15 protein-coding genes are annotated in these 12,376 nt (G+C 30.3%); 7 read left to right on the top strand and 8 right to left on the bottom strand.

Going from position 1 to position 12,376, the window contains the following annotated elements:
• Positions 1-4: 4 nt before the first annotated feature.
• Together MJ_RS08410 and MJ_RS08405 are read right to left on the bottom strand one after the other, a co-directional pair.
• Positions 5-574, bottom strand: a complete 570-nt coding sequence (locus tag MJ_RS08410) for a LemA family protein (RefSeq protein WP_010871101.1) — start codon at positions 572-574, stop codon at positions 5-7.
• Between the two features lie 80 nt (positions 575-654).
• Positions 655-1,221 carry a GMP synthase subunit A gene (locus MJ_RS08405; protein ID WP_010871100.1) on the bottom strand — a complete coding sequence of 189 codons (567 nt, stop codon included), beginning with the start codon at positions 1,219-1,221 and terminating at the stop codon, positions 655-657.
• Between the two features lie 489 nt (positions 1,222-1,710).
• Between MJ_RS08405 and MJ_RS08400 the strand changes: the two genes are divergently transcribed.
• The 3 genes from MJ_RS08400 (at position 1,711) to MJ_RS09645 (ending at position 4,353) form a co-directional block, all read left to right on the top strand.
• Positions 1,711-3,765: a DEAD/DEAH box helicase gene (locus tag MJ_RS08400; protein WP_010871099.1), complete on the top strand. Its 2,055-nt coding sequence runs from the start codon at positions 1,711-1,713 to the stop codon at positions 3,763-3,765.
• Complete coding sequence (locus MJ_RS09650; protein ID WP_209320029.1) at positions 3,762-3,905, top strand: hypothetical protein; 144 nt, start codon at positions 3,762-3,764, stop codon at positions 3,903-3,905. Before MJ_RS08400 ends, MJ_RS09650 begins: the two co-directional genes overlap by 4 nt.
• 109 nt (positions 3,906-4,014) lie before the next feature.
• Positions 4,015-4,353 carry a Zn-binding domain-containing protein gene (locus MJ_RS09645; RefSeq protein WP_010871097.1) on the top strand — a complete coding sequence of 113 codons (339 nt, stop codon included), beginning with the start codon at positions 4,015-4,017 and terminating at the stop codon, positions 4,351-4,353.
• On the opposite strand, the gene MJ_RS08385 is transcribed toward MJ_RS09645, so the two are convergent.
• The 4 genes from MJ_RS08385 to cbiM form a co-directional block, all read right to left on the bottom strand.
• The gene (locus tag MJ_RS08385) at positions 4,350-5,186 is read right to left on the bottom strand and encodes an energy-coupling factor ABC transporter ATP-binding protein (protein ID WP_010871096.1); all 837 of its coding nucleotides are present in this window, start codon (positions 5,184-5,186) and stop codon (positions 4,350-4,352) included. The genes MJ_RS09645 and MJ_RS08385 overlap by 4 nt on opposite strands.
• Positions 5,183-6,016: a cobalt ECF transporter T component CbiQ gene (gene cbiQ / locus MJ_RS08380; protein WP_064496871.1), complete on the bottom strand. Its 834-nt coding sequence runs from the start codon at positions 6,014-6,016 to the stop codon at positions 5,183-5,185. The genes MJ_RS08385 and cbiQ overlap by 4 nt, the downstream gene beginning before the upstream one ends.
• A 171-nt stretch (positions 6,017-6,187) precedes the next feature.
• Complete coding sequence (locus MJ_RS08375) at positions 6,188-6,535, bottom strand: PDGLE domain-containing protein (RefSeq protein ID WP_010871094.1); 348 nt, start codon at positions 6,533-6,535, stop codon at positions 6,188-6,190.
• Entirely contained in the window at positions 6,532-7,200 is a 669-nt protein-coding gene (gene cbiM / locus MJ_RS08370) for a cobalt transporter CbiM (protein ID WP_010871093.1), read from the bottom strand. The genes MJ_RS08375 and cbiM overlap by 4 nt, the downstream gene beginning before the upstream one ends.
• Positions 7,201-7,414: 214 nt before the next feature.
• Here cbiM and MJ_RS09395 point away from each other — a divergent pair, with 214 nt between their 5' ends.
• The 4 genes from MJ_RS09395 to MJ_RS08355 are packed head-to-tail and all read left to right on the top strand — an operon-like array spanning position 7,415 to position 9,943.
• Positions 7,415-7,567, top strand: coding sequence for a Trm112 family protein (locus MJ_RS09395; protein ID WP_083774554.1), 153 nt, complete (start codon positions 7,415-7,417; stop codon positions 7,565-7,567).
• Between the two features lie 8 nt (positions 7,568-7,575).
• The gene (gene thpR / locus MJ_RS08365) at positions 7,576-8,097 is read left to right on the top strand and encodes an RNA 2',3'-cyclic phosphodiesterase (protein WP_010871092.1); all 522 of its coding nucleotides are present in this window, start codon (positions 7,576-7,578) and stop codon (positions 8,095-8,097) included.
• Positions 8,098-8,099: 2 nt separating this feature from the next.
• A complete protein-coding gene (locus MJ_RS08360) occupies positions 8,100-8,618 on the top strand; it encodes a hypothetical protein (RefSeq protein ID WP_064496870.1) in 519 nt (172 codons plus the stop codon).
• Positions 8,600-9,943, top strand: a complete 1,344-nt coding sequence (locus MJ_RS08355; protein ID WP_010871090.1) for a hypothetical protein — start codon at positions 8,600-8,602, stop codon at positions 9,941-9,943. The genes MJ_RS08360 and MJ_RS08355 overlap by 19 nt, the downstream gene beginning before the upstream one ends.
• Here the strand turns inward: MJ_RS08355 and MJ_RS08350 are convergent.
• Positions 9,932-11,473, bottom strand: coding sequence for a helicase HerA-like domain-containing protein (locus MJ_RS08350; protein ID WP_010871089.1), 1,542 nt, complete (start codon positions 11,471-11,473; stop codon positions 9,932-9,934). The two genes, MJ_RS08355 and MJ_RS08350, sit on opposite strands and share 12 nt — an antisense overlap.
• Positions 11,474-11,986, bottom strand: a complete 513-nt coding sequence (locus MJ_RS08345; RefSeq protein WP_010871088.1) for an RNA-binding domain-containing protein — start codon at positions 11,984-11,986, stop codon at positions 11,474-11,476.
• Positions 11,987-12,376 lie beyond the last annotated feature (390 nt).

Below are 12,376 nucleotides of genomic sequence, written 5' to 3'. Positions count from 1 at the left end.
ATAATTAAAAGCTAATCTTAGGTCTTTCATATATCTCCTCTTCAAACTGCAGATAATCCATCTTCCTAAATCCAAATAAATTTGCTACAATATTTGAAGGGAATGTATCTATTTTTGTGTTGAACTCTTGGACTATATTATTATAGGTGTATCTATGCCTTGCAATCTCATCCTCTATCTCCTTTATTGCATCCATCAACTCTTTAACTGTCTCGGAGGTTTTTAACTCTGGATAATTTTCAACAGCTACTAAAATATTTCCTAAGATGTTCCTTGACTCTCTTTCAATATTTTGAATTTCTTCAGCTGTGTTTGCTTTCAATACGCTACTCCTCAGCTCAGTTATTTTTGTTAATGTTTCCTTTTCAAAGCTTGCATAGCTTTTAACTGCCTCAACAAGCTGGTTAATCATGTCCAATCTCTTTTTTAAAGCAACCCTTATCTGCCCCAATGTTGCCTCAGCTCCATTTTTTAATGTTTGGAATCTGTTATATATTGAGACAATATAAATCACAATACCTAAAACAATCAATGCAAGTATTAATCCAACAATAATTAACAATAACATTAACATAATTTCACCACAAAAAAGAATTTGAATTATTTGGATAGTTTAGTATGTTTGATATCAACTTATATAAATTTTATTATTAGTTATTCAAATTTGTAACCACAAACTTTACAAAAGTTTTTCAAAATCTCATTTCCATATTCTGTATGAGCAACTTCAGGGTGGAACTGAACTCCATAAATCGGCTTTGTTTTATGTTTCATTGCTTCAACCTGACATATATCTGAATGAGCTAAAATCTCAAAACCTTCTGGAACTTTTTTAACCTCATCCTTATGTGAAGCCCATGCATTGAACTCTCTTGGAACGTTTTTAAATAAATCGTTTTCTTTATCTACATAGACCTTTGTTAGTGCGTATTCTTCTGCCTCAGCCCTTCCAACCTCTCCACCATAAGCCAAGGCAATTAATTGATGTCCTAAACAAATCCCCAAAATAGGGAGTTTAGCATTTAAAGCAATATCTATACAATTTTTAGCTTTTTCAATATCAGGCCCTCCACTTAGTATAATACCCTTAACTTCTTTATTGCTTTCAATCTCTTCCAATGGTGTTGTATTTGGAACTATCTTTGAGCTAACTCCAATATACTTTAAACTTCTGTGTATTCTATGAACATACTGCCCTCCGTTGTCTAAGATAACAATCATTTTATCACCTTATATTTTATTAGTATCTTTCAAAAACATTTTGAAAGAACCTTTTAGTAAAAGGTTCATCAAAAATCTAACACCTCCTCGCTTACGCTCGGAGGTGCAACTCAGAAGGATTTGGGTATACCAATAGGCGAAGCCCTATGGTTTCTGGAATAACTAAGGCATTAATGAACACCTCCCTATAGGAGAGCGTTCAAATATCCATTATTAATATTAATTTTAACAACTTTGAAAGACACTATATTTTAAAATTTCTTTTATTATGATTATCCTCCAAATTTATTGAAGTCAGTTTTATAATCATATTTCCTTTTATGGATATTATAGAGCGGTAGCTTATGGTTATTTAAATTTTAAATGATTTCACCAGTTTACCCAATATTAAATATCCAAGATTACAAATCTATTTAGCATTAATCATTAAAAATTTATTTCCCAGTATAAATAACGTTTATGGAAAAGATTCAATAGAAGATGATTGTCATGGAAGATGTATTTAAAGGCATTGAAAAAGAAATTATAAAGATTTACAAAATCCCAGAGAGGAAAGGGAGATTCTCCAACTTCAAATTTAAAAATAAAGAGATTAATGAGCTAATTGATGCCTTAGGATTTAAATTATATTTACATCAAGTTAAGGCTTTAAAGTATCTCTACAATAAAAAAGATGTGGTTGTTACAACATCAACAGCAAGTGGAAAGAGTGAGATTTTTAGATTGGCTATATTTGACAACTTCTTGTCAAATCCTGACGATAGGTATCTGCTTATTTATCCAACAAGGGCATTGATAAACAACCAATATGAAAAATTCTCTATGGAGAATGAGCTATTTTATAAAATAACTAACAAGAGAGTTAAAGCAGAGATATTAACTGGAGATGTGGGCTTAGAGAAAAGAAGGGAGATTTTGAAGGATAAGCCAAATGTATTATTTACAACTCCAGATATGCTTCACTATCAAATATTAAAAAACCACAACAACTATTTATGGCTTTTAAAGAATTTAAAGCTCTTAGTTGTTGATGAACTCCACGTTTATAGGGGAGTCTTTGGAACAAACATGGTTTATGTTTTTAAGAGATTGTTAAAGCTTTTGAAGAGATTAAATAACAATTTGCAGATACTCTGCCTCTCTGCAACTTTAAAAAACCCAAAAGAGTTTGTTAAATTGTTGTTTAATAGAGATTTTGAGGTTGTTGATAAAAGCTACAATCCTTCATCAAGGAAGTATTTAGCAATCTTAGAGCCAAAGAATTTGGACAATAAACAGTTGTTGAGAAGATTGATAGAGAATTTAGTAGATAACAATATAAAAACTCTTGTATTCTTTGATACAAGGAAAGAGACAGAGAAGTTGATGAGATTTTTATTAAATTCTAAGGTTTTTTATAAACTCTCAACCTATAAAGGCACTCTGCCAAAGTATGTCAGGGAGGAGATAGAGGAGAAGTTTAAAAATGGGGAGATATTAGCTTTATTAACAACCAATGCTTTAGAGCTTGGAATTGATATTGGAGATTTAGATGCAGTTATAAACTATGGTATTCCACCAGATGGCATATTTTCATTAATTCAGAGGTTTGGTAGGGCTGGGAGGAGAGATAAAGAAGCTTTAAACATCATAGTTCTAAGGAAGGACGGTTTAGATTATTACTATAAAGAGCATCTAAATGAGCTTTATGAGAGGATTAGGAAAGGAATTATTGAATACATGCCAGTAAATATAAAAAATAGATTTGTTACTAAGAAGCACTTGCATTATTTAATCTCTGAGTTAAAAATAGTGGATTTTGATGAACTTAATGACTTTGAGAAGGAGATAGTTAAAGAACTTGAGAGAGAAGGGAAGATAAAGATTTATAAAAACCCAATAACCAACAAGACAGAGATAAGGAATGTAAAACAGCCTATTTATTCATCAATAAGAACTGCAAGTGATGAGAGCTATTATTTAATCTTAGATAAACCATGGATTAAATCTAAATTGTTAAATAAAACCCAAAGTGAGATTTTGAGTTTTATAAATTGGCTTAAGATTAAGGGCTATGTTATTGAAGAGGTTGATAAAGATGAGTATTACCGCTCTCTAATTACTGGAATGCCCTATTTTTCAAGAGGGAAGCTGTTTATAGCCAAGGACAAGATAGGTATTAGGAAATTTCATTTTATATTTGCCGATGAGTTGGATATGTTTTGGGATGTTGAAGCACTGCAGAAGAAAGAGGAAGAGATTGACATCTTAGATATTTATGATAAAAAGAGCTATAAGGATATAGACATCTATTATGGAAGATTGAGAGTTAGGAAGATTTATGAGGGATTTATTGTTAGAGGAGTTGATGTTGATAAATACTATCAAGAGCTTTTAGCTCTAAAAGATAATGGCATCTTAGATGCAGAGATTGATTTATTTAAGGATTTCTTTGGCTTGAACTTTATAAGTGTTAAGTTTAACAAAAAGATTATTAGAGACTTTGAGACAGATGGAATATGGTTATGTTATTTCCAGATTATATTAGGGATGTTAACCAAATGAAGAGTTCTTTGAGTTTCTTGGATAAGATAGAAGAGGATGATTTAGCTATCTCAATCTATAGAGATAGAAAACTCAGCAGAAAAGAGCTATTTCCAATTTACTTGGGAGCTACAACTCACTTACATAAAGAATGTTATTAAAAATAGAGTTAAAAAGCACTTAAACGTTAAAAAAGACACTAAAAAGGTTGAAGAGCTAACCTATAAGATAAAAAAGCTTATTGATAGCAAAGACGGCATTGCTGGGGGTTTGCATGCTATAGAGCATAATATTATAAAGATAACTCCAATCTTTACCTATATAGACAGCAGAGAGATTGGTGGCTACAGCTATGAGAGATTCAACAGAAATCTGTTTAAGGATAAAGCAGTTATCTTCATCTATGACGGAAATGAGGGAGGCTTTGGATTGGCGGAGATTCTATATGAAAATGCTGAAAAACTGCTAAATAAAAGCTTAGAGCATTTGAAAAACTGTAACTGCGCAGACGGATGTCCTCTCTGCATATACTCAACAAAGTGTGGAACATTTAACGAATTTTTAGATAAATGGCAAGCAATAAGAATTTTAGAGAAGCTACTTTCCTAATATTTTTGAAATAATTTTGAAATAATATTGACTGCTTCATCTAATGTAACTGGTATTTCATTTATATTATAACCCATATTCTTCAATTTAATAAAAAGCTTAGATATCTCAGGAACATCTAAATTTAACTCATCCAAATTTAGTGAAAATAAATCCTTTACTTTTCCTTCGAATATAACCTTTTTGTTTAATACGTAGCATCTATCTGCCAAGCAAGCCAAATTTAAATCATGAGTAACTAAAACCACAGTTTTTCCACACTCTTTAAATGATTTTATTAAATTCATAATTTCAGCCCTACTTTTTGGGTCTAATGCAGATGTAGGTTCATCCATTAAAATAACCTCTGGTTCAACAGACAATATACACGATATTGAAACCTTTTTCTTCTCTCCACCACTTAGATTATAAGGATGCCTATCCTTTAAATGATAAATTTTCATGTCTTTTAATGTTTTGTCGGTAACTTCAATAGCCTTTTCTTTTGAGTAAAGGTGGAGAGGAGAAAAAGCCACTTCATCCCAAACAGTTGGATTGAATAGCATGACATCAGGATTTTGAAAAACGAATCCAACTTTTCTTCTGAATTCTTTCATCAGTTCTTTGTCTCTTAATATTTCGTCAGTTAATTTTTTACCTTCAAAATAAACTTCTCCTTTATCTGGAAATACTAATCCATCTAAAATTTTTAATAATGTGGTTTTTCCTGCTCCATTTGGTCCTAAAATAGCTACTACCTCATTTTTGTATATATTTAGATTTACATTATCCAAAGCAATAGAACCATTAGGATATTTATATGAAACATCAACAAGTCTATATATTTCTTTCATAGTATCCCTCTATCAAATAATACAAGTAAAGCTGTTATGATTATTGAAAATAATAAAAATGCGATATCTTTAATTTTAATTTCTTCTCTGTAGATGTGCTTTATTTCTCCATTATATCCTCTTGAAAGCATTGCATAATATGKGTCTTCCCCCATTTGATAAGTTTTTATAAATAATGCTCCAATGGCTTTTCCTGCCTCTTTCCAACTCTCCACCATTCCCAATTTATTAACGACTCTTGATTTTCTTGAATACATCATGTCCAATACAAAATTTAAAAGTAAAAATATATACCTATAGGCAAGGTTTGTTATAGTGATAACAACCTCAGGAACTCCTAATTTATGTATGGCAGAGGTAACTTTATTCCATTGTGTTGTTATAGGGATGAGGACTGCAAATGATACACATGTTGCTACTCTCAAAGTAAATGTTATAGCATATATAAGCCCCTCATAAGTTATAGAGATGTGGGGGTTATTTAAAATAACAAAAACATCTTTTCCAGGAGTCATAAAGTTAAACATTACTGGAATGGCAATTATTCCAGCAAAAATTGGAATAAATACATAAACTCTTTTTAAATATTGTAATAGGGGTATATTAGATAAATATGCAAGAATTAATGCAATTGAGTTAAATATGATTAAAGTTAAAATATGCTTGGATAGAACACTTCCAACAAGAAATATAACTAAGGATATTATCTTTATCCTACTTTCTATATTCTGTAAAAGCCCTGATATTCTTGTGTATTTTTCAAAAAATATGTTCTCATTTAAATACTTTATTACATGCTCTATTGTTTTATCAAATAACTTATTGTTCATATTTTCACGAATAATTCTGCTTTTTATATTATATATTTTAAACAATCAAAATAATTACATTACAATTTTTATAATTATTCAATAAAAATTATCAAAATCTTTAAAATTATTATATTAAAATCACTCCAAAAATAATAGAAGATGAATATAGAAATTAAAAAAGTAAAAAAATTATCCTGCCGCTGCTTTTGGATTTACAATCTTTATAAGTGCGTAGTATGCCCCAACGCATAGTATTACTCCAACTATTGCAGATATTATGTATCCTATAGATGCATGAAATGGGTCATCCCATCCTGGAATATCATAGTCTGGAAGAGGAGCATAGCTCCAAATATCCGCTAAATGTAGTAATCCGCTAACTTTATCTTCCCCAACTTTTTCAGCAACATCTTCTGGTCCCCATTCTCCCCACGCATCTCCATAATTCCAAACTAACAATATTCCAAGAGGACAGAGAATTACCATAGCTACAATTAAATAGAGAAACTTTTTAACTAAGGGGTCTTGCCAATTCATGCATTCACCCCACTAACTTGCTGTTCTTTTGATGTGAATAAATCAGGTCTTACTTTCTTTACATACCAAACAACTATTGCAGTTACTACCGCTGCTGCAGGTCCTGCTGTTATCAAGTGAGCAAATGCCATTGCTGGAACTGAGACGGTGAAAGGGTATGGACAATAACCTGGCTCTATAAATGGCTGTAATCCAAACTCAAAGCCTGCAACAATTGCTGCTGCAACAATTCCAACATAAGCCCCAATACCACTTGCAATTACTTCTCCAACCTTATCTCTTAAGAATTTATAAACATAATAACCAACAAACGGTAACACAACACCCATATTGAAGCAGTTTGCTCCAATACAAGTTATTCCCCCATCTCCAAAGAATATTGCCTGTATAATTAAAACAATAGATATTGCTATCGTCGCAACCCATGGATTATCCATCAATATTGCTATCAATGTCCCTCCAACCATGTGAGCTGTTGTTCCATCTGGAACTGGAAGGTTGAACATCATAACTAAGAAAGAGAAAGCTGTTAAAACTCCCAACAATGGCAACTTTCTTGGGTCTAACTTTTTAAGCTCTTTAATACTCTTATACCAAATTGGTATCATTATCAAATAGAAGAAAGCACATGTTATTGGGCCAAGGTAGCCATCTGGTATGTGCATAGTTTCACCCTTTTGGTATTATTTAATTGTGTTATCATCATATCTAATGTTGATAATACTATTTAAACTTTTTTGTTTAAAGTTTATTAAAAATGTCTTGAGCTAATATAAAAAAATGTTACATAAAATTAAAATTGACAAAATTGAGATACTAAATATTATTTTAATGGAATTTTTAATATAGTATTTGAAAAATATAAGATTCAGTGATATCATGCACTGGATTGAAAAATATCTGAAAATATTACAATGTCCATACTGTAGAGGAGATTTATACTTAAACAAAAATAAAAATAAGTTGATATGTAAAAAATGTAATAGGGTTTATGATATAGTTGAAGGTATCCCTATACTGCTAAGATACTGAGGGATAGGATGAGGCTGTTTTTGGCTATAGACATCCCAGAAAATATAAAGGAAGAGATAGCCAAATTTCAAGAACAGTTTAAAATGAAAGGGATAAAGTTAGTTGAGAAAGAGAACTTACATATAACCGTTAAATTCTTAGGAGAAGTTGATGAAGAAAAATTAAAAGAAATATTGAATTTAGATTTATCAATTCAGCCAATAAAAATAAAGCTAAAATATATTGGAACATTCCCAAACTCTAACTATATAAGGGTTATATGGATTGGAGCTTACAATAATAATCTTGTAGAAATCTTTAAAGAAATTGATGAAAAACTATCAAACTTAGGATTTAAAAAAGAAAGAGAGTATGTTCCTCACTTAACAATTGGTAGAGTTAAATTCATTGATAACAAGAAAAAATTAAAAGATAGAATTGAAAAATATAAAGATGTAGATTTTGGAGAGTTTGAAGCAAAACACATAAAGCTTTATAAATCAACTTTAACTCCAAACGGTCCTATATATGAGGTTATAAAAGAGTGGTAGCAATGAATGAGAATCAGCAGAAGTTACATTATATAATAAACCTATTGACAAATGGAAATAAAAAGAGATGGGTTAAACAGACAGTTTTATTTGCTCTTATATATTATTTTATAAAATTAGATGTCTTTAAAGGTTATGACTATGCCCCAACTCCGTTTATGTGGGAAGATGAAATAAAATTCATAAATATCTCTTATGAAGCAATAAATGATTTAAATTATCTCTTGGATAACAATTATTTAAATGAGATTTTACTATCAGTCAGAGGGTTAAATGAGTTTATTGTTGGATATAGTATTGGAAAAAAGATAGATTACAACTTCAACCAGAAAGATAAAGAGACAATTGATAAAACATTATTGGAAAATGGGAGACTAAAAGAAATCCAAATAACAAAGAATGGAATAATAATAAAATCTAAAAATGAAAAATTAGAAATAGAGATTACAAAGATTGATAAAATTAGCTATAAATCAAAAAGCTACATAATGAAGGTATCATTATGGGATTCAAATATTTAAAAATAAAAAATCCAAAGGTAATCTTAACTGAATGGATTCCTTTTGGAAAGAATTATATGACTGAGTTTATAGATAGGATTACATTAAAAGAGTATCAAAGAAAAAGAATTAAATACTTTACCGCATCAGAAAGGAGAGATATAAGGTATAAAGCAGTTTTTGAAACATCTGAATATCAAACAACAGTAAATATTATTGAATTTATTCCAGAAACATCTGTAAAATTTACAGCTGAAATTATAGGGGAAAGGAAAAAAGACGTTTTTATATATGTTGATTATCTTGGAAGATGTATCTACTCCTCTGAAATAACAAAAGCTGGAGATGAAGAGGAGATTGTAAGCTTAGATAATCTTTCTTTCGTGATTCCTGACTTAATCTTGGACTCTTCAAGAATTATGAGCCATTTAATATCTCCACCACAAAGATATTTACTTGAAACTCTCTATGGAGAGATAAAGGTATATAAGCACGTTACTGTTTTAACAGAAACAGTTGTTAATATAGATGAAAATACAATATTGGAGATTAGTCAAGTTATTGGAGCAGTTAAGAATATAATTGAGATAGATGATGGGTTAATAATCTTTGGAGACTTTGGAATATTTATCTCACATAAAAATCCAGAGAAGTTTGAAAAATTTATCTACTACTATCCTTTTATAAGGAGTATTACTGGCGTTTCAAGGGATTTGTTTTTTAAATTAAATAATATTGCCTCTAAATTGGAAGTTATAAGTAACACACTTGCATCAGGAGTTGATTTAGAGGATATAACTGAAATTAGGGGAGAGTTAAGTAGAATAGACAGAGAGTTGGCAGTAATAGAAATTGTCTGCGGTTATCTAAAAGAAATAGTTGAGTTTTTAAACTCCTCTTATCCTCCAAACTTTGGGGACTTTGATTTAATGATTTTAGAGAAAGTTGAGGCAGAAAGAAAACTAAGAAGATTAATTTATAGGATTGCAGAGATAGAAAACATTTTAAAAAGTAATGATAGCTTAGCAACAAGTTTAACAAGGTTATTAACTACAATATCCGAAGATTTAGAGAGAAAGATAGCTAATCAATTGGCTGAAAATACCAAATACCAAGTAGCTATTGGAGAGGCGATGGAAGTTTTAGAAATTGGGATTTTTGGTGTCTATGCCTTAGAAGCAGCTCATATTTTGTTATTAACTTCTGGAAAAGACGAAATACTTCATCACATTAAAATACTTGGATTTCCATTGGAGTTCTGGATAATATTAGTCGTTACAATCCTTGGAGTTTATGTTGGGAAAATTGTCATTGAGTATAGAAAAAAGAAAGTTTTAGGAGAATAAATCATCATCTCCAAAGGCATTTTCTTCAATATCATCTGTTTTTAAACGTTCAGTATTTATAAAGTCCTTTTCCCATAATTCAACAAGATTTAAATCCTCTCCTCCATATCTTCCGTCAAATTTATCTACCTTAACAATTGCTGGCACTTTTATACACGGTCCTAAAATTATCGCCTCACCAATGTTTAAGCTTGTTAATTGTTTAACTAAATCTTCACTCAAATTTTCAGAAGCCATTTGGACATGTTTTTGGTCTGTTGGTTCAATAAGCTTAGATATTATTAGATTAGAGCATTGAGATAAAGTTTCAGCATCTAATGTTTTAGGTCTCTGTGAAACTAAGCATAAACCAACACCAAACTTTCTTCCCTCTCTTGCTATCCTGCTTAGATAATGCTTAGCCCTTGTTTTTCTATGTTGTGGAGCTATTAAATGTGCCTCTTCAAAAATCATAAATATTGGTTTTGCAAAGTCTCTTCCCTTATCAATAATAATCCTCTTCCTATCATCCAAAACTGCTTTAGCTATATAAGAAACAACAATATCCACAGCATTCTCATCCAATTCTTCCATTGGAATTATGTTGATATAATGTTCCCTAATATCATTTATTGGATTATAGTGAAGAGTTATAATATTCTTTCTAAACTGCAACATATCTTCCAATCTAAATATGGCTGTTTGAATACTACTTTCATCTTTTTTATAATTATCATTTGATTTGTATTCTTCCAATTTCCCAATTATTGCATTTATATAATCATCAACTGTGCTGAAATCATGTTCTTTACGTTCTTCTTTAATTTCTTTTATCGCCTTTCTTATATATGGTCTTTGCTTTGTTGCTTGGGCATCTACGCCAGCCAAATCACACAAATCATCATCATTTATCCTATAGATATTTATTTTCGGCTCAATTATATGAACTCTTAGCTTTTCACTTTCGCAGTAAATATCTTTATATTCTCCATGCATATCAAAAACTAAAACGGTTGCTTTAAGCTTATTCAACTCTCTTAACAAAACAGCTACAGTATTTGACTTTCCCATCCCAGTCATTGCCAATATAGCCAAATGTCTTGAACATAATTTATTTGCGTCTAATTTAACCTCCACATCTTCCCTTGTAACTAAATGCCCTATTTTTAAATGCCCATTACCAAAAACTTTTTTTAATAACTCATCATCTGCTCTGTAAATTGGTATTCCTGGCTTTGGTGGAACTCTCGGCAACTTTAAAGCTCCATCTTTATTTAAATCTCTAATATCTCCTAATACCTTTATCTTTCCTAAAATGTAGTAGGATGAGTTATCTTCAAACTCCCTAATTTTCTCTAAATGCTCAATGTTTAAAATATCCTCTAAAGCCATGTTTCCTTGGATTGTGCTTTCAACCATTCCCAATAATTCAGAGTCGTCATAATTTATTTTAACATAATCCCCAACTTTTGGGGCTTCTTTAGCCAAAAATGTTAATTCATCAATCCTTGTTTCTCCTATTGTGTAGCCAATAATCTCATTATTGTCCATCTAATCACCGGATGAATTATCAATTACCTTTATTTTTAAATTATTTTCTTCTTTATGTCCTTCTTTAATCTCTTCACTATCTTCTTTTTCTTCTTCCTCTTCTAATTCATCTTCGTTAATTATAACTCCTCCTTTAGTTCTTGGGGCGATGTCTTTAATTATCTTCATAATATCCTCATTTTCATCAGCCAAGATTTTAACAAATATCCCACCATGTGTGTCTATATCAAAATTCACGGCCCCTACATAAGCTGCCTGTTTATTTAAATAAAATTTTGTTGCGTTCTCTGTCATTCCTTTCTCTAAAACCATCCTTGCAGCATCTAATATTGACTGACTCCTTAAAAGTTCCTTTAACTTCTCTACACTCTTAGTTTTTCCTTCCCATTCTCCAAACTCATTATCTTTCTCAATAAATGTTAATTTTGCCTTTGGAAATATGTTTAAGATAGCTTTTTTAACTTTATATTTATCTTCAGTTGGCTTCACCTTAGCTTTAATAATCACTTCCATAATATCACCATTTAAAATTTTTTGTTATAGTTTATATAAGGTATAAAAGGATTATAAAACTTCTTGAGAGTATGTTTTTATGATTACACATGAAATTCATTATGTTCTATAAAAACATTCTGATATTAAGTATTTTCCTTTATTTATTTTCAAGTTTTCATTTTTAGCTATTTTAGTTATAAATTTAAATATTTATTCTAATTAATTTTAGTAAATTTTATATACCTTCCCATTAATTACATTTTATTCAGTTAGTTCAAAAAATTTTGAACAATATGAACGGGTGAGACTATGGCAGATTGCTATATTACAAAAATAAAACTAAAAAATAAATAAAAGATGGCACGCTAAAATTCTATCTAAAAACAGTTAAAAAGATTACAAAGTGAT

Origin of the sequence: Methanocaldococcus jannaschii DSM 2661 (genome assembly GCF_000091665.1) — an archaeon.
Lineage (GTDB): Archaea > AGJL01 > Methanococci > Methanococcales > Methanocaldococcaceae > Methanocaldococcus > Methanocaldococcus jannaschii.
The sequence above is the reverse complement of the archived record's forward strand: the minus strand, read 5'-3'. Positions and strand labels throughout refer to the sequence as shown.

Bases quoted from the DNA above. Each gene is read 5' to 3' on its own strand.
- thpR (WP_010871092.1), top strand. From the start codon at position 7,576: ATGAGGCTGTTTTTGGCTATAGACATCCCAGAAAATATAAAGGAAGAG.
- MJ_RS08360 (WP_064496870.1), top strand. From the start codon at position 8,100: ATGAATGAGAATCAGCAGAAGTTACATTATATAATAAACCTATTGACA.
- MJ_RS08410 (WP_010871101.1), bottom strand. From the start codon at position 574: ATGTTAATGTTATTGTTAATTATTGTTGGATTAATACTTGCATTGATT.
- MJ_RS09650 (WP_209320029.1), top strand. From the start codon at position 3,762: ATGAAGAGTTCTTTGAGTTTCTTGGATAAGATAGAAGAGGATGATTTA.
- MJ_RS08355 (WP_010871090.1), top strand. From the start codon at position 8,600: ATGGGATTCAAATATTTAAAAATAAAAAATCCAAAGGTAATCTTAACT.
- MJ_RS08375 (WP_010871094.1), bottom strand. From the start codon at position 6,535: ATGAATTGGCAAGACCCCTTAGTTAAAAAGTTTCTCTATTTAATTGTA.
- MJ_RS08385 (WP_010871096.1), bottom strand. From the start codon at position 5,186: ATGAAAGAAATATATAGACTTGTTGATGTTTCATATAAATATCCTAAT.
- cbiM (WP_010871093.1), bottom strand. From the start codon at position 7,200: ATGCACATACCAGATGGCTACCTTGGCCCAATAACATGTGCTTTCTTC.
- MJ_RS08345 (WP_010871088.1), bottom strand. From the start codon at position 11,986: ATGGAAGTGATTATTAAAGCTAAGGTGAAGCCAACTGAAGATAAATAT.
- MJ_RS08350 (WP_010871089.1), bottom strand. From the start codon at position 11,473: ATGGACAATAATGAGATTATTGGCTACACAATAGGAGAAACAAGGATT.
- MJ_RS09395 (WP_083774554.1), top strand. From the start codon at position 7,415: ATGCACTGGATTGAAAAATATCTGAAAATATTACAATGTCCATACTGT.
- MJ_RS08400 (WP_010871099.1), top strand. From the start codon at position 1,711: ATGGAAGATGTATTTAAAGGCATTGAAAAAGAAATTATAAAGATTTAC.
- MJ_RS08405 (WP_010871100.1), bottom strand. From the start codon at position 1,221: ATGATTGTTATCTTAGACAACGGAGGGCAGTATGTTCATAGAATACAC.